Raw genomic sequence first — 24,959 nt, 5'->3', positions numbered from 1 at the left:
CGCCAAAGATCACTACCCTTACCGGGCTCCCCCTCGTTTTCCATGCCTCTTTGAACCGGACCACAGCCAAGTAACCACGCCGGAACTCCCACGTTGCCCATACCCACTGCGGGAGGTAGGTCGGGTACCCCACCCGACGCGCCCAGCACTATCGATCATCTCTGGGAGCAGGCGCACCTGACTGCTAGGTAAAGCCAAAGACATCCCAACGCGACCTGGCCATCGAAAACTGAAGACCTACCCAGGTTTTCACTGAAGCAGTGCTGGGCACGTCGTGTGCCGTACCCGACTTACCTCCGCAGTCAGGTGCGCAGTCTCGCGTTCGGGCGTGGTCATCTGGCTGTGGTGGCGTTGTCGAGATCTCCTTCGCACACCTGATTCATCCTGTGCATACCTGATGTCGTGCTGAGGCAGATGTGCCCGATGAATCACGGGTGCGAAGCTGACCTATCTGTCGCTTGGTCGAGGCTTGCCTCGGGGTGCCCAGCCGCGGGTTCTGTGGTCGTTCACGCCGACCCCGATCCCGAACCTGCCTGCGGATGTACCACCAGCCGGCCACGCCCAAGAGCCGCACTCCCTCTCAGGATCCGCACCGAAACAGGGCCCTACAGCCAGTGCGGATCCCGAGAGCGAGTGCGGGTTCTGCGGTTGCCGTGGGATCGGTCGCACCCAGTGGCGCGTGATCCGCTTGGCCCCGATGCGCTGGGTCTGCTTGGCGTCCTTGCCGCTATCGCGTCACCTCAGTACTGTCGAGACAGAAGTACAGTATTTGTCTCATGCATCTCAAGAGGGAGACATCATGTCGAACCTGGCTACAAAACAGCAGCTCATCGCCATCATGCAGCGAAACGTCGTCAACCCGGTCGCCCAGCGATTCACCCGCCAGACCCTACTGGAAACCACGGGACGCAAAAGCGGCGAACCCCGCCTCACCCCCATCGGCGGCAGCCGGACCGGCGATCAGTTCTGGTTCGTCTCCGAATACGGCGAGAAGTCTCAGTACATCCGAAACATCATGGCCGACCCCACCGTTCGAGTCCGGTTGCGCGGTCGCTGGCACACCGGGACCGCGCATCTGATGCCCGAAGACGACGCGCGCCGCCGCCTACGCACCCTGCCGCGCGTCAACAGCGCCGGCGTATTGGTCCTCGGCGACAATCTGCTCACGGTCCGCGTCGACCTCCACTGAGTCGATCAACGCCTCGACTTCGCGCAGGGGCGAGTCGGCTTCGGCGACAGCACGATTCCCGGACTTGAAACAGAGCAGCCACACACTCGCCGCCACCAGCGCACCGACGGCCAGCAAGGTGTACGAATCTCCGAGCAGGAATTGCCAGACGTTCCAACGGTATTCCCGCCCGTTGGTCTGCGGCACATCCCAGACCAACCCCTGCGGCAGCAGCGGCAGATCCGGATCCCACCAGCCGACCCGATCGACCCGCATCGGCCAGGCGAATACGAAGAGATAGAGGACCGCGGGCACCGCGATCCGCACCGCGATCGAACGATCACGCAGCGCGCGGAACACCCACATCAGCGCGGGCACGATCCACACCCAGTAGTGCGTCCAGGAAATCGGCGAGGCGAGCAGCATCACGGTCGCCGCGAGCAGAGCTCCGAGCAATTCGTCGCCGCGCAGGTAGGCGACCCGCGCCGCCGCGATTCCGATCAGTCCGAGCAGACCGGCGACCACCAGCGAGGAACTGCTGTCTTCCCAGGTCGACCATTGCAGCCGACCGAACAGCCCGTTGATCGATTGATTCTGCACATAGGCGAAGCCGATCCGGTTCTGCGACGTCATCGTCGTGGTCCAGAATTCGAGCGCCTGCGCCGGCCGATACCAGAAGCCGATCGCCACAGTGGCGGCGAAAGCGGCACAGGCCGTGGCCGCGGCTTTGAATTGCCGGGTGATCAGCAGATAGACGACGAAGACCGCGGGCGTCAGCTTCAAGCCGGTCGCGATGCCGATGAGAATGCCGCGATACCAACGGTTCTTGGGTATGGCGAGGTCGGCCAGGACCATCGCCATGAGAATCACGCTGAGCTGTCCGAATTGCAAAGTCTGCTGGACCGGTTCGAGCCAGAGCCCGGCGGCGGCGACGGCGATCGTGATCGCGACCAGCGCGAGTCCGCGCCGACGACGTTGCAGTACCCCGGCGCTCCATACGCTAATTCCGAGCGACATCAACGTCATGACGGTGACGCCGGTGCCGACGTAGTTGATCGGGAACTGTGCCAATTCCGCGCAGATCCACGCGGCGAATACCGGATACAGGAAGGGCAATCCCAGCGGCCCGCGTCCGTCGTACAGCAGCTCGGGATGTAGCGCGGCCATCGAGCCGCCCCACATGTAAACCTGCAGGTCGACCTGGTGCCAGTACATATCCCAGTTCGGCCGGATGAATACCAGCCAGGCGCCGACGGAAAGGCAAGCGAACACGATCGCGGCACTCAGCGCCGCGAACTTACGCGAGGTACGAGGCTTCTCGATCGCACCGGCACCGCGCTGTTCGCCCGTTTGCAGCATGACAGCCATGGAGTTGTTTTTCCTTCATCAGGTGAGGCAACACACGCAGACCAGCAACTGTTTAGCTAAACTAAGAGCAATCATCCTATCACTTAACTCACGAGTGTCGCGCGCCCCGAACTCCATGGTGTGGAACGCATCTCACGAATGCTGCCGACCTGCGAAAACAGCGCACTTTCGGCTTCCCGACCCCAATTCTGCGGGCATGACTACAGGCCGTCGCCCAAATACGATCCGGCACAGACAGACTGCTCGTCAGACGTCCTGATCACCGGGCGGCGGGGCTGACGAATCGCTCTGACTTCGATGACGACCACGGGAGGAATCGTCAGTGAACGATGATCGGGCGGGGGAAGTCGAGCACCTGGACCACGGACGTAGTGGTGTGCTCGGATTGGGTACGACGCTGCGCTGGTTCCGGGATCCGCTCGCGGTGATGGGCCGGCTGGCCGAGGAACACGGGCCGGTGGCCGGGTTCCGAATCGGGATGTTTCCGGCGGTGCTGGTGACCGGGCCCGCGGAGATCAACGAGGTGCTGGTGTCGCGGGCCGGGGAATTCCGGCGAGCGCGAGCGGTGACGGGAACGCTGTGGCCCGCGCTGCGCGAGGGTTTGATCATCTCCGAGGGTGAGGTGCACCGGACGCAACGCGCGATGGTCGCGCCGCTGTTCACCGCGCGGCGGGTGCCGAAATACGTGGACGTGATGGCGACCCGCATGCACGCGCACCTGCGCAGATGGCAGGCGGCGGGCGAGGTGGACCTGCTCGCCGGGGTGCAGGCGATGATGCACGACGTCGTCGCCGGGCTGCTGATCGATGAGCCGCTCGACGAGCACCAGGATGTGGTCGACGCGGCGACCCGGATCTTCGATTGGGAGATGCGGGCGATGTCGCGACCGATCGTCGCGCCGTTGAACATTCCGACGAAGCGCAATCGCGAGTTCATTCAAGACCTTGCCCTGGTTCGGGATTGGGCCGCGCGAGCGATCGATGTGCGCCGCCGCAACCCCGATCGCCACGACGACATCGTCTCGGCCCTGCTCGCCCAGCGCGATCGCGAAGGTGCGCCGATGAGCGAGGACCGGCTGGTCGACGAGGTGATCAACCTGTGGGCGGCCGCGCACGAGACCAGCGCGGACGCGATGTTCTGGACCACGTACGCGATGTCACGCCATCCCGCCATCGCGAACCGTGCTGCCGCAGAGGCGGATCGGGTGCTCGGCGGTGCGACGCCGACGGCCGCGGATCTCGCCCGACTCCCCTACTGCCTCCAGGTGTTCAAGGAGTCGATGCGGTTGTATCCGCCGTCGCCCGCGTTCCTGCGTGAGGCCGCGGGCGCGACCCGGATCGGCGACTACGCGATCGACGAGGGCACGATCGTGTTCGTCGCCCCCTACGTGATGCACCGTTCGGCGCGGCAATACCCGGACCCGCTGGCGTTCGACCCCGATCGATTCGCGCAGGAGGCGGACCGGTCGTGGGAGCGGATGTCCTACTTGCCGTTCGGCGCCGGCGAGCACGTGTGCATCGGTTCCGCCCTCGCCTTGCTCGAGGGGCAGATCTTCACCGCGCTGCTGCTCAACGGCGGCTCGGTGCACATCGACCGCAACGTCGGAATGAAGTTGACGATCAACCTGCGCCCGAAGCGGGAGGCGCGTGCGGTGTACGTGCCGCGGCGGGTGTCGGGCCGCGAACTGTCGAAGGTCGAGGTCAGCGAACCGCGATGACCTCGATGTCGCCGTCACTGTTCGGCCGCGTCGTGGCCATCCTGTCGGGTCGATGTAACCGGCAGACCTCGATCGGCCGGGCGGCCACCGACCGGATCGATCGCATCCTCGCCTTCGCGCTCGGCATCGGCGTGTGGATCTTTGGCGCGGGCGATGCCGCCGAGATGGCCGCGCAGTCCCGGCATTTCCAGACCTGGTGGACCGCCGTCGCCATGTTCGGGGTGTTCGGCACCGCGCTACTGCTGGCCGGGACCGCGCTCTATGTCGAGCAATCCGTCGTCCGGATCATCGCGGCGACGCACGCGGTGGTGTTCGCGGTGGCCGTCGGGTTGTCCGGGTTCGCGGTGCTGCCCGGCCAGATCACCGACGACGTGGCCTGGATCTATCGGCTGGTTCCGCTCGGCGGGGTCGCGGCCACGTTGGCCTGGCGCAGGTCCACGACCTCGATCTATGTGGTCGCCGTCGGGTTGCTCGCCGCGTCGTCGACCGGTCAGGCCACCGGCGACCTCAGCTGGACCGAGTTCACGCTCACCTCGCTGCGCATCCTCGGCATCACCGTCACCTTCGTCTACATCACCGAGACGGCGCGGCGCGCGGCCCGGCTGCTCGACAAGGAGCAGGCGCGCGCCCACCATCAAGCCTCACTCGCCGCGGCGGACGAGGCGCGGGCCAGCGAGCGGGCACGATTCGCCGGTGTGATCCACGACAAGGTGCTCGCCACCTTGCTCGACATGTCCCGCGGCGGTTGCACCACCATGCTTGCGCGCCAAGCCAATCAAGCCCTCGGCCAGCTCGCCGCCATCGGCCGCGCCAACGACATGTGCACCGACCTCGAGGCCATCGAGATCATCGCGCGCGAAGTGGTCGGCGCCACCGAAGCTCAACTGCGCGTGCAGGTTCGCCACGACTACAGCTCCGCCGACCTGCGCATCGAATCCGCCGCCGTCACCGCGCTCGCCCAGGCCGCCGCCGAGTCCGTGCGCAACAGCGTGCGGCACGCCGACGTGCCGGGGCGAACTGTCGCAAGACAATTGACGATCGTCGCGCGTGCGTGCGGCATCACGGTCGTCGTCGAGGACGACGGCGCCGGATTCGATCCCGCGCTCGTCGCGGCCAACCGGCTCGGCCTCACCGTCAGCATCGTGCAGCGGATGCGCGAAGCCGGCGGCCTCGCCACCATCGACTCCCGCCCCGGTGCCGGAACCCGAATCATCTTGGAGTGGAGCGCACCTGATGACACGTGACGACGGCGACCTGAGCCGGCTGCTCAGTGAACACCGCTCCACGATGGTCACGATCATCGCCGTCGTGCTGGCTACCGACGCCGCCGTGGTGATTCGTTCGGTGCGCAAAGCGGAACTACCGATCACGGTGGCGTTGGTCGCTGCCGCCGTGATCATCGCCGCGGCAACGATTGTCGTGGTGCTCGATACCGGGAATCCGATCCACGAGTATGCGGCGGTCTTCGTCGCGTCCGCGGGTGCCATCGCGACGTTGATCGCCAACGAGCATGTGACGGCGGAACTTCACGCGCATACCAGCGTGTGGACCGCCTATACCGCGGGCAGTGCGTTGGCGATGCTCGTGCTACGCGGCCGAAATGTCTTGGCCTGGGCGGGAACTGCGGCAACCTGGTTCGCCGTGGTCCTCGCCGCCGGCGGTGAACCGACCGCTTACGTGCAAGCCGTTGTGCCGCTGGTCAACGTCGCCATTGCCGCCGCGTTCGCCGCGATCATGCGCTCGCTCCGTCAGCTCGAAATCGAGTCGACCGCCCGCGCGGTAAAACAAGCCCGCGTCGACGCCCAAAACGCCGAACGCAAACGCCAACTCAACCGCCTAGATCGTCGCGCGCGCCCGATGCTCGAACGCATCGCCGCCGCAGTCCCCTTCCAAGCCGACGAACGCGAAGAATGCCGCCTACTGGAAGCCGAACTCCGCGACGAACTCCGAGCCCCCCAACTCTCCACCCCCGAATTACTCGCCGCAGCCCGCGGCGCCCGCCAACGCGGAGTCGAGGTAATGCTCCTCGACGACGGCGGCCTGGAAACCGCCCCACCCCTCCTCTGCACCCGCGTCCGGCAAGTCGCAACCCTCGAACTGGACAAGGTCCAAGACGGACACATCACCGTACGAGTCCTCCCGCCTGCCCGCCGCTACCTCGCCACCGTCCTGGTAGACGGACAGAACGGAAACAAACGCATCGAAATCGATTCTGCGGGAACAGTAACCGTCACCCTCGACCGCATCGCGACAGGTCGACCCGACGACTCAGGAGTATCGCTGCCAGCACCCGACCTGCTCACCGAACTCCCACCCGTCCACTCACCAGACGCATAATCGTCTCAGTGCCATGTCGCAGCAGGCCGACCTACGCGCCCTCCGCTGCTGAGAGCTGGGCGAACCAGACCGAGATAGATCGCTTGTAACCATCCGGCATGTTCAAGCCAGCGATCTCACCTTCACGAAATAAGCCAACTTCTTTGTGCTCGTGCGACAAGACCGGCTCGGCGTCGGTATCCGGATAGCAGCCGTAAGTCACGATAAAAACGTGCCTCTCAACCGATGCGATGTAGTAGATCCACGAATCGAGAATTGGCCCGGCAGTAACAGCCACCGCGTCTCCTCGGCGATCTCCCGAGTCACACACTCCTCAGGCGACTCGTCAACCTCGATCCGGCCACCCGGCAGTTCCCACTCGCCCCGCTCGTTCTTCAGCAGTAATACCCGCCCACCACGAACCACCACGCCCTTAACCGATACCGAATACAATTGCGGCACATAACCGGACCCAGTCATGGCGCGACTCTAACCGCAGCCATCATCGGCCGGTCCACCATCGCGTGGACACTCTCCAGATCCGTTGCCGGCGGCTTCATGCGCCGTCTCCGAGGAACGGCGACGCGTACGACCGCGCATAGGTGTACTGCGGAGACACGGTGATCACGTCACACACCCGCACAACCCGCTCCGGCACCTTGCCCCCGAAATGCTCCGCGCTAGGCACGACAACTGCTTCAGCCCCAACCGACCGAACCACATTCAGCAACCGGTCAACCGGCGAGTCGGTATCCGGGCCGAAGACCACGGTCTTAGCCAGCTCATACCCGAGTCGCTTTGCCAGACTGCGGATCTGGGTCTCATGCCAGGGCTGGGACGTTCCGGAAACATCACGGCGTAAGTATCCGATCGCGGTAGGTCGTTGCCTCACCGCTCAACCCCGCTCATCGCGAAACCAGTTCTACTGCTTAGCCATTCCGCGGCTAGCGCATCGTTGAGCATCAATGTGGGTGCGGCAAGGACCATGGGTTGCATTTCGGTATGCGGCACTGTGACCCCTGATGTCGATGTTGGCGGGCAACTCGGGACCAGGTCGGCACCAGCCCGAGCTCTACCTACGACGCTAGAAATCCGAGGGCAGCGCGGGCGACCGATTTGCCAATACTTGCCAGGATGAACCGAACAATCTGTGAAGCATGCCGACTCGAGCGACCATCTAAGCAGTGCCTGCCGAACACGGCAGCCAGCAAGAGAGGATCGCGACCATGCGCTTGGAGTTCCTCGGCAAAGGTGGCTCAGATCGGAACGGATGCCCGTCCCTCTACGCCACCGACCAGCAGACGTTCGTTGTGCAAGGCTGGCGGACCAGTCGGCCCGAGACGATCGAAATACCGCATTTGCTAACCGGATTCGCCGATCCGGACACGTTCATCGGTGCGGTGATGACCGACACCGGGCGCGGGACGTTCACTCTCACGGGTCGACCGATCACCGACCCCGAAATACTGGGCCAACTGGAATTGGCCGAAGATGAGACTGTCATCGAAACGGCAAAGATGGAGAGGACGTTTTACGGTGCAACTGCGGCAAGGCGACCCATGGCCTGACCTGTTCCGCGCCTGCCAGCATGAAGCGTTCCACTTGGAGCTCAGGGACTCGTACGCCGAACCGTACGAGTCCGAGCCCTTCCGCAGATTCCTGGAAGGCGAGCCGGAGCTGTCCGACCCATCGCCCGAATGGCGGGCCCTTGTACGGGAGACGACCGCACGGGGTGTTGCGATGAGCCGGGTTCGGGTAGTCACTGTCCCGCTCACCGACTACCAACGCTGGCTATTGTCGGTAACCCACTACAACGTTGATGCTGGCGACGATATTCGTTACGTACCAAGGCATCTCGTCAAGGGTGACGATGTCCCGCAAGACGATTGGTGGTTGTTCGACGGTCAGCTGGTCGTATTCAACGTATCCGACGAAGAAGGCAAACCCACCGACCCGGTAAGCACCACCGATCCGGGGATCGCGGAATACTGTCGAACTGTGAAACAACGACTCTGGCAGTTGGCGACACCGTTCGCAGAGTTCAACGGCGTGCACGGCGGGCAGTGACCGATAGCGTCCACGAAGCGCGGGAATCACTCGGTCTGCGGCTCAGGGAGATTCGCCGGCACGCCGGATTGACCGCCCGCCAGCTCGCCTCCATGGCGGGCTGGCACGAGTCGAAAGTATCGCGTTTCGAGCGTGGCATCAGAAGTCCATCCGAAGCCGATCTGCGGGCATACTGCGAGCACACCGGCGCAAACGATCAACTCGCCGATCTGATCGCCACGCTGAACAACGTCGACATCGCGTACGTCGAGTGGCGCCGCATCCTGAGCTCGGGTACCAAACGGCGACAACAGATCTCGGTGAAGCTCGCCGAGAAGACGACGCTGACAAGGATGTACCAACCAACCATCGTCCCGGGCATCCTGCAAACAGCAGAGTACGCGGAAGCGATCCTGCGGGACGTGGTCGAGTTCGAACAGATACCAGACGACGTCGAACAGGGTGTCGCCCAACGCCTACAACGGCAACAGTTTCTCTACAAGGGCCAACGAAAGTTCTGGATAGTCCTCGCCGAGCAAGTCCTCTCCACCACCGTGGGTGACGACGACGTGATGGCTGGGCAGCTGGACCGACTCCTGGCCGTAATGGGTTTGCCGCGTGTGGCATTCGGAATAATCCCGGCACACGCAATGCCACCCTTGACCGCCCCCAACTTCATCATGTTCGACGACCGCGTAGTGATGGTCGAAGGCATCAGCGCCGAACAAACCATCACCCAACCCCGCGAGATCGCCGCCTACGCCCGCACGTTCAACAGACTGGCCAGGCAATCCGTGTCAGGAGACGCCGCCCGATCAATGATCAGAACAGCACTGATCAAACGCCGCAGCACGGAGAACTCATAATTCGGCGACGTCAAGCAGCCGTTTAGACTCGACACCACCGCACCAAAGAATCGACACCTCAGAACGCTCGAATAACGAAATCCGCTACTAGACAATCGACCACGGGAACGGGTGTTGGACTCCCGACCGATGCCACCATGATCGGCCGACCGACCACTAGCCCGTAGGACCGCGGCGTCACCGCGCTGGACACAACCGAACTTCTTGCACAGCAGCCCCGCTCGGCCAGCCAGTCGTCAGAACACGATCGCGTATGAAGTCGGTGGGACGATACAGCAGATACGCCTCGGTCAAACTATGTAGCGCGACCACACAGGCTCGACAGACTACGACCCCTAGGAGTCAGTAATGCCTGGTAGATAGCGTGTTTTGTGCACGAATCGACTTGGACTGCACACCAGCAGAGTGTAACGTTGACCAGGTCTGGCCTAGCGGCCAGACACAGCGAGGGCCGGCGGCGTAACCAATCCGGCCCCCGTGTCAGTGAGCTGAAATGATCGTGGGCTTGCTATCCGAAGATCATATTCAGTGCTCTAGCTGCCAGCTCGGCGGTCTCGTGGACCGTCGAGCTCGCGGTAATCTGATCGGCAAGTTTGACGATCAGGCCGACAACGCCGATTACCAACCCCGCGACCTCAAGGCGACTTTTGAGCTTGCCTCCCTGTCTCCTAGTGTTGTTCCGCCTGCGGCGGAACGCATCCGGCGTCGGGATCTCCTTCACCGGGACCTCCATCTGAACTCGCAGGGAACCTGTCGCCGAGTGGCGGCAGGCGACACCACCCTGAGTCACACACGGAGGCCTCGGCTGCCGCCACTCGGAGCGGTTCGCCCGTTTCTGACCCAACGAACAGGTCAGTGCGAGTTGAGATTTCAGCGTTCAGACATGACTTCATCTGAACGTTGGCGAGTGTACATGAACTGACCGATGATCGGTAGAATTCAGATCTAGCAAGTACGCAATCGATGTCGCCAATCAGAACGCCAGGAAGTCATGACAGAGGCAATCCTGCACAAGAATCCCATCGAGATGATGCAACCGCGGTTAGCGATCCGAGCGCTTACCGCGGCGAACTCGATCAAGACCTCCATCGCGATTGAGGTACCAGTCCTGGAAATCCCCAGGTGAGCGGAAACCTCTGAGTTGCAACCGACCTGTTGGTACTCAACTTGCGGCAGGAGGTCGATCTGCGGCGGCAGTTTTCACCCAAATTACCTAACCGCGGTTGGCCACGTGCTGCTATCCTGGTGCCCGATCCAGTGGTGTCGATGGCCAAAAACAGGCCCCGGAAGGGACTTACGTGTCACGCGAGCAGCTCAAGCCCGTCTCAACAGGTTTTCCCATCAAGCTGATGCCAGTACGCGACCACGTCGCGATCGGTGTGGTGGACATAGAGAACCTCTTGCACATGGTCAACGACCCCATGAAGGTCGAACAGGATGCCGCCCGTGACGCGAAAACCGGTGCGGAACAAGACGGATACGCGCGGATGCGTGCTGAAGTCCAACGGGTGATCGGAACTGCCGCCAGCCCCAAATCCAAGAACATTGCCCACTACGCTGCGTACATCGGCGAAGGGCTAAGCGGCGAGTTTGGCGACGCCTGGTCGATCCCACCCGTCACGCTCTGGTGCCCGCGTCCCCTTGTGATCGAGGAGAACGGCTCCGCATTCCTTCCGATCCGCGATGGACTCATCGCAATCGACGGCGAGACTCAGATCACTGCGTTGCATCGAATCAGGAGGAACGCCAAGACGTACGGGCTGGAGGAGGACGGGTTAGATCAAGCAATCGTGGCATTTGAGATCTACCACGGCATCAGCACACTGTCGGCTCGTCAGATCTTCCACGACCGCAACCTGAAGGGCGTGCCAGTCGACAAATCGCTCGCACTATCAATGGATATGCGCGATTTCGCAACCGGCGTCGCACAGGCGCTCGTGGACGGCACGGTCGTGGAGATAGAAGGTGAGTCGACACCGCTAAACAAGCTTGTCCTCACCGGTAAGCGGCAGGTGGCCTCGAAGTCCGCTGAATGGATGACCCTGTCGGGCGTCCGCACCTTGGTTGTGACAACGATTCTCGGTAAAGCGGGCATCCACGCGGCCTCGGGAGACGTCGAGATTGACGACCTCCCCGATGGTACCGATATGAAGGTTGTCAAAAGGGAGACCATTGAGAAGCTGAGCGTCATCCTTCAACAGTTCACAGACGAATTCCAGGCGAAGTCTGCAATCTCGTCCCCAGCAGTGCTTGCGGGACTAGGAGCGACAATCCACCACTCAATGTCGTGGTGCGTCAACGATAGACTGTCCGACGAGGATCTGTCATTGCTCCTCTCCCCGATCCGATGGGAGCGCGAGTTGAAGTACTGGGGAGGCATCGCCGCCAAAGAGACAGGCAGAGGAGTTAGCTGGGCTGGCGGCGCTCGCGACTCTGGCCACAAGGTCTATGAAGCGATCAACAATCCGGATTCCGAAGTTGGCTTGCGGATTCGGGGAGTTAACGGTGCGACGCAGAGCAGTAATCAAAATACTGGCCAGTTGATCTGAATGCATTCGGATATCACATACCGCGCCAACAGAATCGAACTATAGCCCAGCTTATAAGCGAGACTCTATACAAATCAAGGCATCTGAGGGTTCCGATCATAGCGGACCCAGCGACAGATCCGTCGCAGCCTGCAATGTAGTGCATCCCCCTGAGCTTGGCGCTATGCAGACCCCTTGGACTTGCCTCTCCGGACTAAATACAGACGCCTGCAAGCACCGCAGCAGCCGGGTCGTCCGAGGCAAAACTCTAAACTACTATCCCCGCCCAAATAGACTACTCTTCGGCTGTCGGTGTTACCTCGGTAGACCTTTGATTGACTGCCAGGTCTGTCACCATTCAGCGTGAGGCATTTCGGTTCTCTAGCACCAAGTCTCGGTACTCGGTGGCGAGGCGGTGGCAGTCGCCGGGCCAGCGGGCGGAGATGTAGTTGCGGTCTCGGACTGTGAAGCCGCGGTTGGGGTGGGTTGGGGAGTCTCGTTGTGGGAGTAGGGGGCCGCGTTTGAATTGGTTGGGGTTGCGTAGGGCGGCTGTGACTTCTGCTTGGACGGTTTGAGGGTAGGTGCGGTAGTAGGTGCCTAGGCGAAGGCGGGTTAGGTTCCAGGCGGAGAGTTCTAGAGTTGCTGTTACCGCGGTGGTTTGGCGGTCGTGCAAGACTGACAGGCCGGTTGCAGGGTCTATAGCTCTGGCGGCGAGCAACACTCCGTGGCAAACGGCGGCTACTGGTTTTTCGGCGAGTAGAGCTCGGGCGAAAATGGTTTGGGCTGTGGCGGATTCGAGCATCGATTTCATGCCGGGGGCGTGGCCGCCGGGGACTACTACGCCGGTGACTTCGGAGTCGATTACGTCGGAATAGGCGAAGGGGGATTGGAAGTGGGGGTCTTCGCGCATTCGGTCGTAGGCGTGGAGGGCGGCGGGGCGGGTCATGAGGAGGGGTGAGAGGAAGGAGAAGCCCTTTTCGACGAGGCGGTCGTCGGCCAGGGCTACTCGTCCTTCGGGGGTGGCGAAGCGGGCGGGGATGCCGGCGTCCTGTAGGGCTGCCCACGGGACCGCGGATTCGGTGGGGTCGTAGTCGTGGTCGGGCAGCAGGAACAGGATCATTTATGCAGGGTAGCCGGAGGGTTGCCGGTTTAGAGGGGTAATGGTTGGCGGGCGGGGCGGGTGCGGCGCCAGCAGACGGCGAGGAAGGCGATCAGGCCGAGCAGGGGCAGGGAGGCGATTGTCCAGCTCAGGGGCAGGGGCGGGCCTGGCTGGTCGGCAACGTGGATGCCGTCGAGGGTGCCTTCGCCGTGGCCGAGCGGGCCATCGAGGGTGAAGATGAAGCTGTAGTTGCCGGGGTCGTTGATGGCGAGGATGTCGAGACCCCAGGAGTCGCGTTTGCGCGGGTGGCGGACGAAGGGGGCGCCGCGTTTCCAGGAATGGTAGGCGGGGCCGGCGATGCGATATGTCCCGGATTTGTCGGCGATGCCGCCCTCCGGCATGAAGGTGAAGTCGAGGGACTTCATGGCGCGGATGGGCCAGGTGGAGAAGCCGACGGTCATGGCGTAGGGGCCGACTTGGACGCGTTCGGTGTGCACGATGTCGACGGGGGCGTAGGCGGAGGCGGGGGCGATCGCGACGAAGGAGAGGGTGATCGCCGCCAGCACGGTGAGGGCGAGCTTGCGCAGTGTGGTCATCGGGCGATCTCCGTTGCGGGCGCGGGCAGCATGCGGGTGAAGCGGCCGGCCAGGAAGCCGGCGAGGAGGCCGAGCGGTATGGCGACGACGGTCGACAGCACGACGTCCTTGGCCGCGATGCCGGAGAAGAAATGGGTGATCTGCAATTGCACCGGAAAGGTAAGTCCGACAACGACACCCGTCACCAGACCGGCAACCAACACGATCTTGTTCGGGTCGTAGCCGCGAGTGCGGGCGAGCAGGAACAGACCCTCCACGGCGACGGCGGCGATGATCAGGAACATCGGCATGATGGCGGGCAGCGACGGCGGACGAGACCCGAGACCGTCGCGCAGCGGCAGCCCGATCGACGACGCGTACACCTCCGCGGCCCACGGCGAGAACCACCACAGGATCGCCTGGATGAGCCCGAGGGCGAGCGCGATGGCGATCGCCGCACCGGGCCGGGCCAGCGCGGCGGCACCGAGGACGAGCAGCATCGGCCCGAAGAACAGGACGCCGAGGATGGTCGAGTCGATGGGCAGTTCGAAGTTGTCCAGCGCCTGGGTGAGGATCGGGGCGAAGGTGATCATGATCGGGATGGCCAGGACGATGCCGAACTGACCCCAGCGATGATCACGATGCGACGCGAAGACCATGATGCTGCCGATCATGGTGAGCGTGATGGACAGGAACAGCGCGACGTGCGAGGGGGTGTTCAGCACCGCGTCGAAGCCGTAGATCGAATGCCACTGCATATCGAGCAGGCCGTAGAGCAGGAACAACGCGGCGCCTGCGCCGGCGACCATGTAACCGAGCGGGGCGGTGAGGTTGCTGCCGAACACGCGGATCGGGGCGCCACCCATCGCGGGCACGGGCCGTCCGGCGCGCTGGGCGAAGGTGGCGATGAGCACCATGGCGAGGCTGGCGAAACCGGAGATCGCGCTGCCGGAATACAGGAACAGGTGCGGCAGCGTGAAGAAGGTGTCGGGGCCGACGTCGTTGTGCCACTGAATATCCCAGCTGAGACCGATCAACGTGACGGCGGTGCCGACCAGCACGCCCCAGGACCCGGCGCGGGCCGCCGCACTGTTGTCCGACACGGTCGCCGGGGGCGCGCCGCCGCCTTCGATCGTGCCGGACGCTACTGAGCTGTTCATGACGAGCGGTCCCTCCTGTGTCGTGCTCCTGTGGTTCGTGCCGATACGCATGCGACCCTCAGCCGCCGACCCACAGTGGCAGGGTGACTTGGTCGATGCCGTGGTGCGCGTCGATGGACAGGCGCAATTCCCAAGGGCCGGTCATCATCAGCGATACCGCCGTGGCGTGGAAGCGACCGGAACCGTTGGCAGCGGCTGGAACTGACGCTCCGGCGTGGCCCATGAGCGGTTGGATCGCTTGAATCTGTACTGCCGCATGGTCTACCGGGGAGCCTGCACGGTCGGTGACGGTGACGTCCACGGCCGTTTCACCGAGTCGAAGACTGTCGATGGTGACGGTCACGAGATGTTGGGCCGTACCGGTTTTCAGCACGACGGGAGTGCGCGGGTTCGGCCAGACCAACCAGCCGATGACGGCGATCACGACCACGACGACTACTGCGCCGGCAATACGCAGCGACCGACCGGATGTGTTCATCGGTGCTCCCTCTGTGCCGCAACGACATCGAGCACGACAGGAACGGTGAGCACGGTGTAGTTCCGCTCGACTTGGATCCAGAGCCGGTATCGCCCCGCGACGGGGAACGTGAAAGTGAACGGAACATCGGGCCCGTACGCGGCCACGGTCTCATCGGGCGGGCTTTCGCCGTTGACCGGCGGCATGAGCATGACCCCGCGTCCTGCGGCGGCGTCGCCACTCATCCCAGGCATGTCATGCATCCCGGCCATGTCGTGTCCGCTCATTCCCGGCATGTCCGCCATCCCGGTCATCGATGTCGGCCCCATCGAGTGCGCATGCCCCCAGACGGTCGAGTTCTGCACGGCCGCAGCGATATCCGCAGCGCCATCGGGCAGCGGACCGGCCATGATCAGGTGGCCGACCATGCCGAGCCACGGTTGCAGATCGGACTTGTCCCCGATTTCGGCGGTGACGGTCGTCGGTTTTCCGACCACCGCTTCGGTTGTCCGCACCGTGATGGAATTTCCGGCGAGAACCATCGACGCGGACTTGTCACTGCCGCCGAGATGCATTGGGGTGCTGGATGTCTGAGGCACACCACTCGCATCATTCGGCAAGGCGGTGAATCCGGTTGCGGCACGAACCATCTGGACACCACCACCCCGCCGAGCCAATTCGGCCGACAGCGCGTACCGACCGGACTCGGCGGCGGTCAAGTGAACCTGATAGCGGCCGGGCCCGGTTCGAATCGGATGTAGGTGCGACAGTCCACCACTCGGAGAAACCATCAGCAGATGCATGAGCGCACTGTCGTGCACGAGCAGGTCGTCCACAGACGCTCCGGTGGCCGCATCGATCAGCACGAGATCGAGATCCCCTGCCCGACCGGCGGTTACCGAACCCTCGACGGTGAGAATGACCGGCGGACGAGAGAAGTCCGAAATCATCGGCTGGTTCAGCGAATACGGATCGGTGACGTTGCCGACCGTGGGATCGAGCTGACTGCCGGGTTGCGGCGGCAGCGGCAACGACGCCGAGAGCAACGCGGCGGTCACCGACACCGCGACTCCGGCGACCATCCCACCGGCCGGAATCAACGCCCACGCACTGCGCCGGGCCCGCATCGCGATCAGCACCGAAACCGGCAGCAGCACACCGGCGATCAGGAATCCGACATAGACCAACCGCTCCGGTGGCGAGGTGACCTGCGCGGGCACGACGAACGGGATTCGCGCCACCCGGGTCCCATCGCCGACGGCCAGCTCCCAAGGACCTGGTCGATCCATGTCGAGCGTGGTCGAGTACATCCCCGGCTCCGCACCGAGTTCGACAACAGCGTCGGCGGTGGGCGCTCCCGGAGCGGGCAGGTCCGAGTCGGCTCCCGTCGGCGTCACCGCGAGCGTGAGCTTCCCGGCGGCCGTGCCCGCATGCGTGACGACGTCCACGCGCAACGGACCAGGAACACTCGTGACCCGCCGGAGCACGATCGTCAGTTCCCGATCACCGAGCGACTGGGCCACCGATAGATCCGCGCCCGCCGCCGCGGAGTCGGCGAATGCCGGTGCCATCCCCACCGCCGCGAGCAGAATCCACAACCCGGCGACGAGCAGGACTCGGCAGCGAGCGGCGCGGGCGATAGACACGGCCCTCATCGTATGGAATTGGTCCCATGAGTTCATCACCTCATCAGGGGATCTCAGCTACCCCTCTGGGGTGATGCCGTCGTAGGGGAAGACCCGGAGAATGTCCGGCCGCCGCGGTCGCCGGCCGCTTGCCGAAGTAGTTCGAGGAAGGTGGCCAGCGGCGGCTGGGACTCGGTTCCGGCTTTGACGATCACGACGATCCTCCTCGTCGGGACCGGACCGACAACCGGGCGGTAGACCGCCGACGTCGTCGGAATGGCGCCGAGCGCGAGACGCGGAATCAACGTCACCCCGAGGCCCGCGGCGACGAAGCCGACGGCCGCGGCATAGTCGTGCGCTTCCACGGCGAAGTCCGGGCTGAATCCGGCCGCGCCGCAAGCCTTCAGCATTGTCTCCCGGCAAAGAGTGCTCGGCCATTCGTTGTCGATCCAGCGTTCCGATCGCAACTCCCCCAGCTCGATGACCTCCTGCGCCGCGAGCGGATGGGCAGGCGGCAGCACCGCGACGAAGGGATCGTCCAGTAGTGGCAGGACGCGCAGACCGGCGGGAACGCGCACGGTGTCGTCGATGACCATGATCTCCGCGTCGGCGGACTCGTTCTCGGACAAGCCCTTTCCCAGCCGGAGCGCTACTCGCACGTCCGGATGCCTCAGGCCGAGTTCCGACACGACGGGCGGAATGAGCACGGCACCCGCGGTGGCGAAGTAGCGGACCGTCAGGCGCTGCGACTTTCCGGCCCGCAGGTCGGCGAGCGCGGTTTCGGCGCGGGCGACCTCATCTTGTATCCGGCGGGTGTGGGCGGCGAGCAACAGTCCGGCCTCGGTCGGCCGGATGCCGCGTCCGTGCCGCTCCACCAACGACATTCCGGTCTCCCGTTGCAATGCGGCGATGTGCTGACTGATCGCGGACGCCGTGTAGCCGAGCCGCGTAGCCGCCCCTTGGATCGAGCCGTTTTCCACGACCGAGCGGAGCACTGTCAATCGATGCACGTCGAGCATCGCAGAATTCTACAGTCATGCTTAAGCATCCGTAAGAAATCATCGCTTGTGCTGTCGTATAGCCGGACACCAAGCTAGCGACATGAAGATCCAATTGGGCATCATCGGCCTCGGCGCGATGGGCACCGAGATGCTCGACGTGGCTTACCGGCATCCTGATTTCGAGGTTGTCGCGGCCGCCGATCCGAATCCGGCTGCCGTCGAACGGATTCGCGCCCAGCATTCGGTCATTGACCTCGGCCGAGACCCCTCGTCCCTGGCCGAGGACGCTCGGCTCGACGCCCTCTACATCGCCTCACCACCGGATACGCACGCGGGTTACGCGATACCGGCGATGTCGGCAGGTAAGGCCGTGTTCTCGGAAAAGCCTCTGGCAGTGCGACTTACGGACGGCACGGAGATGGTCCGCGTCGCCGCCGAGACCGGTGTCGTCAATGCGCTCAACTTCACCCTGTCCGATCGTGCGGCCGCGGCCGAGGTAGGGCGAGCCGTGAATGACGGCGAGGCCGGCGACATCGTCGGCGTGGACATGCGATTCACGTTTCCCTCCTGGCCCCGAGCCTGCCAAAGAGACGCCCGCTGGGTCGCCGGTCGCGAACAAGGCGGCCTGCTGCGCGAAGTCGGTTCGCACTACGTGTTTCTCACCGACCGTCTACTCGGCCCGCTCACTCCGGTGTCCACCCGAATCCAGTACGGCACCGCCGCCGAAACCTCTGCCTTCGGCACCTTCACGGCCGGCGGAACTCCGATCACCATCACCGGCCGAGTCGCCGCGACACCGGAAACCTACGAGTGGATTCTGTACGGCACCAAGCGTTCCTACCGGATCACCGACTGGTCGCGGCTGCATATCAGCGACGGCGGTCCGTGGGCGGAAGTATCGCTGAGCGGGCCGCGCGGCAGCGAACACACCCGACTGAGTGCATTCGCCGCCGCCATCCGCGGACACCGCTCTACCCTCGCCGATTTCGCCGCCGGCCTACGGGTCCAGCAAGCGGTCGAGCATTTCCACCGGGCCGCTTCCTGAACTCAGGCTTTCAGCCCGTGCTTGGTGAGGTAGAAGTTGTGGAAGGTGATCAAGGCCGCGAGGACGACCAGCCATTGCACGGTGCTCACCAGCGGTATCGCATCGATCGGCAGCGTGTAGGCGAGCAGTACCCGCACGAACGCATCCAGCAGGAAGACCGCGCCCCACACCGCGGTCAGCACTCGCAGGTGATAGCGGAACTGGGAGTCGTTGTCCCAGCGGGCATCCCACTGCCGATACCCTTCCTCGCCGATCTTCGCCGTGACGATCGCGCGGGACGCGACGCGCATGAACGGACGCTGGGTCAGCAGCGAGCCCAGCATCCACAAGCCGAGCAGTCCGAAGATCCAGCTGTCGCGCACCATGAGCGTGCGCGGGTCCCCGGTCACCAGGGTCATCACCGACCCGAGCACGATCATGGACAGCACGAACAGCGCGAACGCATCGATGCGACGCTCTCGAATCGCATGGTAGACAAGGAGTCCCGCGATGAGCAGCGTGGGCAGGATCAGCGCCGCCCACGGGTTCACCCCGGCCGCGCGCAAGGCGTAATAGCCGCCGAGCGGGAGCACCAATTCGAGGATGATCTGGCGGGCGAGGTGGCGGCGGACCGCGGCACGTTTCTGCTGCTGGGTAGGTTCGGCGGTCAGCGTCTGCGGTGAATTCATGTCAGCTCCGGTAGTGGTCACGATTGTGTGCGGGTAGCGCGTTCGAAGAGATCGGCCAGCTCGCGAGCGCAGGCCGCGGTGTCGAAGTCGGGGTCGTCCGCCGCGCGCGCCACGGCCGCATCGCGCGCGGCCCGAATGGCGAGCCCCATGACCGCGGGATCGAAGGCCCGAAATGCCCCGGCCCGCTGACCTTCTCGGAGCCACTGCTCCTGGGTGCGGGCGATCTCGTCGACGTGTTCGATCAGGCTCACCGTCTGCGGGTCGGCCGGACGGGCATTGGCGACGATGCTGGCGAGCGCCCGCTGATGCTTGGGGTACTCGTCGAGCAGGGCCAGGTTGGCGGCGAAGTACGCGCGCAGCGTGGCCGCGTAACCGGACTCGTGTTGCAGCTTGGCCACGACGAATTCCGTGTTCACCCGGACGATTTCGTCGGCGACCTCACGGATCAGCTCGTCCTTGCCGCGAAAGTGGTACGAGATCATGCCGGTGCTGCTCAGCCCCGCCTCCTGCGCGATCTTCGCGAACGAGGTATTCGGCAGACCGTGCTCGGCCACCACCTCGATCGCCGCGTCCACGATCTGTGTGCGCCGAGCAGCCTCGGTGAACGTCCGCCCCGATTGCTTACCCGAGCCACTCTTTGCTTGCATGAGCAAAACTGTAGCCCGGTTTGCTCAGGTGAGCAAGAACTGGTTCACCTGAGCAATCAACACCCGCCGCCGACCCCCACTCCTCGGCCAGCCTCGTGACAAGCGACGCCCCAAGCCGTTCGCCCCCTACGGCCGGCCGAATCCGCACTCTCTCTCGGGATACGCACCGCCCTTTTGGGCGCATTTCGGGTGCGTATCCCAAGAGAGAGTGCGGATCCTTGGGCGCTACGGGCGTGCGGCGAGCCGAAGAACAGCGCCGGCCCGCGCGGCTACCGTGCCCCCGAGGCCGAAGACTCATGCCGAGGCCGCGTACTCCGGGTCCACCCACGCGACATCGTCGACCGACAACCACGGCGCGACCGCAACCCGATTCGGAGTCACCCCGGCGAAGGTCATGACGTCGCGATGCAGGTGGGACTGGTCCGTATATCCGCTTTCCGCCGCAACCAGGGCGGCGCTGTCCCCGCCGGCGAGCCGGTGTGCCGCGTAGTCGAAACGAACCAGCTGCGCGGCCCGCTTGGGCGTGAGACCGATCTGCGAACGGAATCGCGACCACAGCCGTTTGTAACTCCAGCCGATCTCGACTGCCAGCGGTTCGACCCGAATCCGCCCACGGTTCAACATGATTCGCTCCCAGGCGAAGGCGACCTCCGAGTCGACCGGCCGACCTGCCGCCTGTCGTCGCGCGAGTACCGCCGCCGCGATCGCGAACCGCTCGTCCCACGACTCGGCGGCATGCAGCCGCTCCCGGATCTGTCCGGCGTCGCGACCCCAAAGATCTTCCAGGGCAACGACAGTCCCGCCCACCTCCGCCGAGCCACCGAGCGCCGCGCGCGCGACCAACGGTGACAGACGGATCTGCAACAGGTCGACCTCGCGCCCGCACCCGCGCACACCGACGGGAGCGAGACCGATCACGCCGCTGCCCTGCTTGCCCGCGCCCCGCGCGTCGTCGCCGAGCCACACGTCGCCGAAATCGAGGAACACGGTGAACGCGGGGTACGGGATCAGCGACAGCTCGGCCGGCCGGTCCGCACGGCCACGAAACCCGGCCATGCTGACCCCCGGCAGGCACGAGCGGGCCGGGACCGCGATATCCACCACGGCCCCGGCAAGACGAACCGGCTCGGGCACAACGCCATGCTACGAGCCGACGCCGCCCCTGATCAGCGCGCAGGCGGCGCGGGCACCGGGCAAGCGTCCACGGCCTCCGCCACCACCTGCCCGGCATCCGGCACCGGCGGACGAACGCCGTCGGCGTAATCGGACCCGACCACGGGCGGCGCCAGTTCGAGTGCCGTGTTCTCCTCGTCGGTGAAAGCTCTTGCCCGACTGAGGAATCGCCAGCCCTCCGGCGCTTCCAGACTGAACCCGCCGCCGCGTCCCGGAACCACGTCGAGGACGAGCTGGGTGTGTTTCCAGGCCTGGAACTGCGATCCGGAGATCCACACCGGCACCGCGTCGAGGTCGGCGGACGGCAGATTCGCCGGCACCTCCCCCACCGCGAGGCGCAGATCGAGGATGCCGAGCAGGACGTCCCGATCGCCGACGATGAACTCGCCCAGCGGATAACACATCGGCGACGACCCGTCGCAGCATCCGCCGGACTGGTGCATCATCAGCGCACCGTGCACGTCGCGGAGGCGGCGCAGCAACGCCGCCGCCCCCACGGTCGCGACCAAACGGGGCGGGGCGGAACTCATCGCGCCACCACCGCCGGATTGCTCGGCATCAGAAGAATCCCATAGCCTTCGGCGCGTAGCTGACCAGCAGGTTCTTCGTCTGCTGGTAGTGGTCCAGCATCATCTTGTGGTTCTCCCGGCCGATGCCGGACTGCTTGTAGCCGCCGAACGCCGCGTGCGCCGGGTACTGGTGGTAGGTGTTGGTCCACACCCGTCCGGCCTGGATGTCACGCCCCGCGCGGTAGGCCCGGCTGCCGTCGCGCGACCACACGCCGGCGCCGAGGCCGTAGAGGGTGTCGTTGGCGATGGAGATGGCGTCGTCGTAGTCGGTGAACGAGGTCACCGAGACCACCGGACCGAAGATCTCCTCCTGGAAGATCCGCATCGCGTTGCGGCCGGTGAAGATGGTCGGCTGGACGTAGTAGCCGCCGTTCAGGTCGCCGCCGAGCATCGCGCGCTCGCCGCCGGTGACCAGCTGTGCTCCTTCACCTTTGCCGATCTCGATGTAGGACAACACCTTTTCCAGCTGATCGTTGGACGCCTGCGCGCCGATCATCGTCTCGGAATCCAGCGGATCACCTTGGCGCACGGCCTTTGTCCGCAATGCGGCGAGGTCGAGGAAGCGGTCGAAGATGTCGGCCTGGATCAGCGAGCGCGACGGGCACGTGCACACCTCGCCCTGGTTGAGCGCGAACATGGTGAAGCCTTCCAGGGCCTTGTCCAGGAAGTCGTCGTCGGCGCTCATGACGTCGGAGAAGAAGATGTTCGGGCTCTTGCCACCCAGCTCCAGGGTGACCGGGATCAGGTTCTGCGAGGCGTACTGCATGATCAGCCGACCGGTGGTGGTCTCGCCGGTGAACGCGATCTTCGCGATCCGGTTGCTCGACGCGAGCGGCTTGCCCGCCTCGACGCCGAATCCGTTGACGATGTTGACCACGCCGGGCGGCAGCAGATCGCCGATGATGCTCCACAGGAACAGGATCGAGGCGGGCGTCTGCTCGGCGGGCTTGAGGATCACGGCGTTGCCCGCGGCGAGTGCGGGGGCCAGCTTCCAGGTCGCCATCAGGATCGGGAAGTTCCACGGAATGATCTGCCCGACCACGCCGAGCGGCTCGTGGAAGTGGTAGGCGACGGTGTCGTCGTCGATCTCCGACAGCGAACCCTCTTGTGCGCGAATGGCTCCGGCGAAGTAGCGGAAGTGATCGATGGCCAGCGGGATGTCGGCGGCCAGCGCCTCGCGGATCGGCTTGCCGTTGTCCCAGGTCTCGGCGATGGCGATCGCCTCGAGGTTCTCCTCGATCCGGTCCGCGATCTTGTTCAGGATCACCGCGCGCTCGGCGGCGGAGGTCTTGCCCCAGGCCGGCGCGGCGGCGTGCGCGGCATCTAGGGCGAGCTCGATGTCCTCCGCGGTGGAACGCGCGATCTCGCAGAAGGTTTCGCCGGTGACCGGGGTCGGGTTCTCGAAGTACTGGCCCTTGACCGGCGCAACCCACTGGCCGCCGATCCAGTTGTCGTAGCGAGGCTGGAAGCTCGTCGGCGACTCCGGCGAACCAGGACGGGCGTATACGGTCATCGAAACTCCTAGCGTTCACGGCGGGTGTGCACTGTGATCCACGACACTATGACCCTAACGTTGCATCACCGTTGGGAACAGGTCAGCGGCCGCCGAACTCGCGATCCAGCACGGCGATCTGCGCCGCCACTTGGGCATACAGCGACGTATCCCGCTCCAGCGAGGCCTGGTAGGCCGACCACGCGCCGCGGTCCTCGCGTCCGTCGACCGAGGAGATCCACCAGCCGAGGATCGCCGGGTCCCGCGAGGTGAGGACGGCCGCGCGCATGCGTGCGCGCAGCGATTCGCGGACCCGGACCACGCCGGGAGCCGCTGAGGCGGGCAGCAATTGGCCGCGGTAGCGCGCCACCGCCGCGCCGATGTCGCCGCGGCGCAAGCTGCGCCGCAGCTCGCCGACATCCGAATCCAGTTCGGTCAGCAGGCGATAGGGCCGTGACCCGAGCGACGCGCCGCCGAGAATCCGGCGCAGGCGCGAGATTTCGGCGCGCACGGTGACCGCGTCGAGGTCGCGTTCGTCGAGCAGGACCGCGATGTGCTCGGTCGCGAGGCCCTCCGGATGTTCCATCAGCAGCAGCAAGATCTCCGAATGCCTGCGCGACAGAGCGATTCGTTCGTTGCCGAACAGCAGCGCGGGCCGCGAGCCGAGCAGCTCCACCCGCGGCGCGGTGCGCACGATCACCGGATGTGCCCGGAGTTCGGACTCGGCGACGGCCACGGTCGCCCGGATCAGCGAAAGTACTTCCGGCGCAGCGACGCGCGGTCCGCCGGTGATGTCGATCGTGCCGAGGATCCGTCCGGTCGCCGGGTCGTGCACCGGTCCCGCCGCGCAACTCCACGGATGGACCAGTCTGCTGTAATGCTCGGCGCCGAAGATCTGCACGCAATGATCAAGGGCCAGTGCCGTTCCCGGGGCGTTGGTGCCGACCGCGGCTTCGCTCCAGTCCGCGCCGTCGACGAAGTTCATGCCGGCCGCGCGGTCCTTGGCCGTCGAATCGCCCTCCACCCAGAGCAATCGGCCGTGCGCGTCGCTCAGTGCGATCAGCAGCCCGGTGTCTTCGGCATCCTCGACCAACAGGGTCTGGACAACCGGCCGCACCGACGACATCGGATGGCTGCGCCGATACCGCTCCAGTTCGATTCCGGTCAGTGACGTCCGGCCGATCTGCCGATCCGGATCGATACCGTTGCCGCGGCTGCGCACCCAGGACGCCTCGACCACCTGCCGGATCGAGGCCGGGGCCTCACCTCGCTCGACAAACGATTCGTGCGCGGCCGACACATCGGTGCCCACCTGTTCGGCGTCTTCGTCCGGGCGCAGCGCTACCCACGGATTCGCTCGAATACCCGCACCGCTGCCCACAGCTCCATACTCCTCGGCAAATCCGCCCCGATCAATGCGCCGTTGCCGAGCCGGTAGC

General features: G+C 64.8%; 26 protein-coding genes. 9 read left to right on the top strand and 17 right to left on the bottom strand.

Features of this window, described 5'->3' with window-relative positions; translation table 11 throughout:
* Positions 1-799: 799 nt before the first annotated feature.
* Positions 800-1,189, top strand: coding sequence for a nitroreductase/quinone reductase family protein (locus tag F3087_RS39550; RefSeq protein WP_150407284.1), 390 nt, complete (start codon positions 800-802; stop codon positions 1,187-1,189).
* Here F3087_RS39550 and F3087_RS39545 read toward each other — a convergent pair.
* Positions 1,106-2,536 (bottom strand): glycosyltransferase 87 family protein, encoded by a 1,431-nt coding sequence (locus F3087_RS39545; RefSeq protein WP_150407283.1) that lies wholly within the window; start codon positions 2,534-2,536, stop codon positions 1,106-1,108. The genes F3087_RS39550 and F3087_RS39545 overlap by 84 nt on opposite strands.
* Positions 2,537-2,858: 322 nt before the next feature.
* Here F3087_RS39545 and F3087_RS39540 point away from each other — a divergent pair, with 322 nt between their 5' ends.
* From F3087_RS39540 to F3087_RS39530, 3 genes are read left to right on the top strand one after another with little or no spacing between them, the layout of a single operon-like run.
* A complete protein-coding gene (locus F3087_RS39540) occupies positions 2,859-4,253 on the top strand; it encodes a cytochrome P450 (protein ID WP_150407282.1) in 1,395 nt (464 codons plus the stop codon).
* Positions 4,250-5,497, top strand: coding sequence for a sensor histidine kinase (locus F3087_RS39535; RefSeq protein WP_150407281.1), 1,248 nt, complete (start codon positions 4,250-4,252; stop codon positions 5,495-5,497). The genes F3087_RS39540 and F3087_RS39535 overlap by 4 nt, the downstream gene beginning before the upstream one ends.
* Complete coding sequence (locus tag F3087_RS39530) at positions 5,487-6,590, top strand: hypothetical protein (protein ID WP_150407280.1); 1,104 nt, start codon at positions 5,487-5,489, stop codon at positions 6,588-6,590. Before F3087_RS39535 ends, F3087_RS39530 begins: the two co-directional genes overlap by 11 nt.
* A 31-nt stretch (positions 6,591-6,621) precedes the next feature.
* Here F3087_RS39530 and F3087_RS46935 read toward each other — a convergent pair whose 3' ends face one another.
* The 3 genes from F3087_RS46935 to F3087_RS47240 all read right to left on the bottom strand — a co-directional run bounded on the left by F3087_RS46935 (position 6,622) and on the right by F3087_RS47240 (position 7,257).
* Positions 6,622-6,867, bottom strand: coding sequence for an NUDIX hydrolase (locus F3087_RS46935; protein ID WP_223885700.1), 246 nt, complete (start codon positions 6,865-6,867; stop codon positions 6,622-6,624).
* Positions 6,789-7,049: an NUDIX domain-containing protein gene (locus F3087_RS46930; protein ID WP_223885698.1), complete on the bottom strand. Its 261-nt coding sequence runs from the start codon at positions 7,047-7,049 to the stop codon at positions 6,789-6,791. Before F3087_RS46930 ends, F3087_RS46935 begins: the two co-directional genes overlap by 79 nt.
* Before the next feature lie 76 nt (positions 7,050-7,125).
* Positions 7,126-7,257, bottom strand: coding sequence for a hypothetical protein (locus F3087_RS47240; protein ID WP_263407273.1), 132 nt, complete (start codon positions 7,255-7,257; stop codon positions 7,126-7,128).
* Between the two features lie 538 nt (positions 7,258-7,795).
* On the opposite strand from F3087_RS47240, the gene F3087_RS39515 reads away from it, so the two are divergent.
* The 3 genes from F3087_RS39515 to F3087_RS39505 are packed head-to-tail and all read left to right on the top strand — an operon-like array spanning position 7,796 to position 9,481.
* Positions 7,796-8,137 (top strand): hypothetical protein, encoded by a 342-nt coding sequence (locus F3087_RS39515; protein WP_150407278.1) that lies wholly within the window; start codon positions 7,796-7,798, stop codon positions 8,135-8,137.
* A complete protein-coding gene (locus F3087_RS39510; RefSeq protein WP_150407277.1) occupies positions 8,106-8,636 on the top strand; it encodes a DUF6879 family protein in 531 nt (176 codons plus the stop codon). The genes F3087_RS39515 and F3087_RS39510 overlap by 32 nt, the downstream gene beginning before the upstream one ends.
* Entirely contained in the window at positions 8,633-9,481 is an 849-nt protein-coding gene (locus F3087_RS39505; RefSeq protein ID WP_150407276.1) for a helix-turn-helix domain-containing protein, read from the top strand. Before F3087_RS39510 ends, F3087_RS39505 begins: the two co-directional genes overlap by 4 nt.
* Positions 9,482-9,989: 508 nt before the next feature.
* On the opposite strand, the gene F3087_RS39500 is transcribed toward F3087_RS39505, so the two are convergent.
* A complete protein-coding gene (locus F3087_RS39500; RefSeq protein ID WP_150407275.1) occupies positions 9,990-10,202 on the bottom strand; it encodes a hypothetical protein in 213 nt (70 codons plus the stop codon).
* Positions 10,203-10,779: 577 nt separating this feature from the next.
* Between F3087_RS39500 and F3087_RS39495 the strand changes: the two genes are divergently transcribed.
* Complete coding sequence (locus tag F3087_RS39495; RefSeq protein ID WP_223885697.1) at positions 10,780-12,030, top strand: DNA sulfur modification protein DndB; 1,251 nt, start codon at positions 10,780-10,782, stop codon at positions 12,028-12,030.
* Positions 12,031-12,367: 337 nt separating this feature from the next.
* On the opposite strand, the gene F3087_RS39490 is transcribed toward F3087_RS39495, so the two are convergent.
* The 6 genes from F3087_RS39490 to F3087_RS39465 form a co-directional block, all read right to left on the bottom strand.
* Complete coding sequence (locus F3087_RS39490) at positions 12,368-13,129, bottom strand: type 1 glutamine amidotransferase domain-containing protein (RefSeq protein WP_150407274.1); 762 nt, start codon at positions 13,127-13,129, stop codon at positions 12,368-12,370.
* A 29-nt stretch (positions 13,130-13,158) separates the two neighbouring features.
* Entirely contained in the window at positions 13,159-13,704 is a 546-nt protein-coding gene (locus tag F3087_RS39485; RefSeq protein ID WP_150407273.1) for a hypothetical protein, read from the bottom strand.
* Positions 13,701-14,843, bottom strand: coding sequence for a hypothetical protein (locus tag F3087_RS39480; protein ID WP_191094365.1), 1,143 nt, complete (start codon positions 14,841-14,843; stop codon positions 13,701-13,703). Before F3087_RS39480 ends, F3087_RS39485 begins: the two co-directional genes overlap by 4 nt.
* Before the next feature lie 58 nt (positions 14,844-14,901).
* Entirely contained in the window at positions 14,902-15,321 is a 420-nt protein-coding gene (locus tag F3087_RS39475) for a FixH family protein (RefSeq protein WP_150407272.1), read from the bottom strand.
* Entirely contained in the window at positions 15,318-16,871 is a 1,554-nt protein-coding gene (locus tag F3087_RS39470) for a hypothetical protein (RefSeq protein WP_317983956.1), read from the bottom strand. Before F3087_RS39470 ends, F3087_RS39475 begins: the two co-directional genes overlap by 4 nt.
* A gap of 128 nt (positions 16,872-16,999) precedes the next feature.
* Positions 17,000-17,944, bottom strand: a complete 945-nt coding sequence (locus F3087_RS39465; protein WP_150407270.1) for a LysR family transcriptional regulator — start codon at positions 17,942-17,944, stop codon at positions 17,000-17,002.
* 82 nt (positions 17,945-18,026) lie between these two features.
* On the opposite strand from F3087_RS39465, the gene F3087_RS39460 reads away from it, so the two are divergent.
* Positions 18,027-18,971, top strand: coding sequence for a Gfo/Idh/MocA family protein (locus F3087_RS39460; RefSeq protein ID WP_150407269.1), 945 nt, complete (start codon positions 18,027-18,029; stop codon positions 18,969-18,971).
* Between the two features lie 2 nt (positions 18,972-18,973).
* Here the strand turns inward: F3087_RS39460 and F3087_RS39455 are convergent, their stop codons facing one another.
* The 6 genes from F3087_RS39455 to F3087_RS39430 all read right to left on the bottom strand — a co-directional run bounded on the left by F3087_RS39455 (position 18,974) and on the right by F3087_RS39430 (position 24,901).
* Entirely contained in the window at positions 18,974-19,639 is a 666-nt protein-coding gene (locus F3087_RS39455) for a VC0807 family protein (protein ID WP_150407268.1), read from the bottom strand.
* 17 nt (positions 19,640-19,656) lie between these two features.
* Entirely contained in the window at positions 19,657-20,286 is a 630-nt protein-coding gene (locus F3087_RS39450) for a TetR/AcrR family transcriptional regulator (protein WP_150407267.1), read from the bottom strand.
* Between the two features lie 294 nt (positions 20,287-20,580).
* Positions 20,581-21,420: a helix-turn-helix domain-containing protein gene (locus F3087_RS39445; protein WP_223885695.1), complete on the bottom strand. Its 840-nt coding sequence runs from the start codon at positions 21,418-21,420 to the stop codon at positions 20,581-20,583.
* A gap of 32 nt (positions 21,421-21,452) precedes the next feature.
* Complete coding sequence (locus tag F3087_RS39440) at positions 21,453-21,989, bottom strand: DUF779 domain-containing protein (RefSeq protein ID WP_150407266.1); 537 nt, start codon at positions 21,987-21,989, stop codon at positions 21,453-21,455.
* A 28-nt stretch (positions 21,990-22,017) separates the two neighbouring features.
* Entirely contained in the window at positions 22,018-23,541 is a 1,524-nt protein-coding gene (adh, locus tag F3087_RS39435; RefSeq protein ID WP_150407265.1) for an aldehyde dehydrogenase, read from the bottom strand.
* A gap of 82 nt (positions 23,542-23,623) precedes the next feature.
* Positions 23,624-24,901, bottom strand: coding sequence for a sigma-54-dependent transcriptional regulator family protein (locus tag F3087_RS39430; RefSeq protein WP_150407264.1), 1,278 nt, complete (start codon positions 24,899-24,901; stop codon positions 23,624-23,626).
* Positions 24,902-24,959: the final 58 nt, after the last annotated feature.

Origin of the sequence: Nocardia colli, from assembly GCF_008704205.1 — a bacterium.
Classification (GTDB): Bacteria; Actinomycetota; Actinomycetes; order Mycobacteriales; family Mycobacteriaceae; genus Nocardia; species Nocardia colli.
This window is presented reverse-complemented; position numbering and strand designations above follow the sequence as displayed.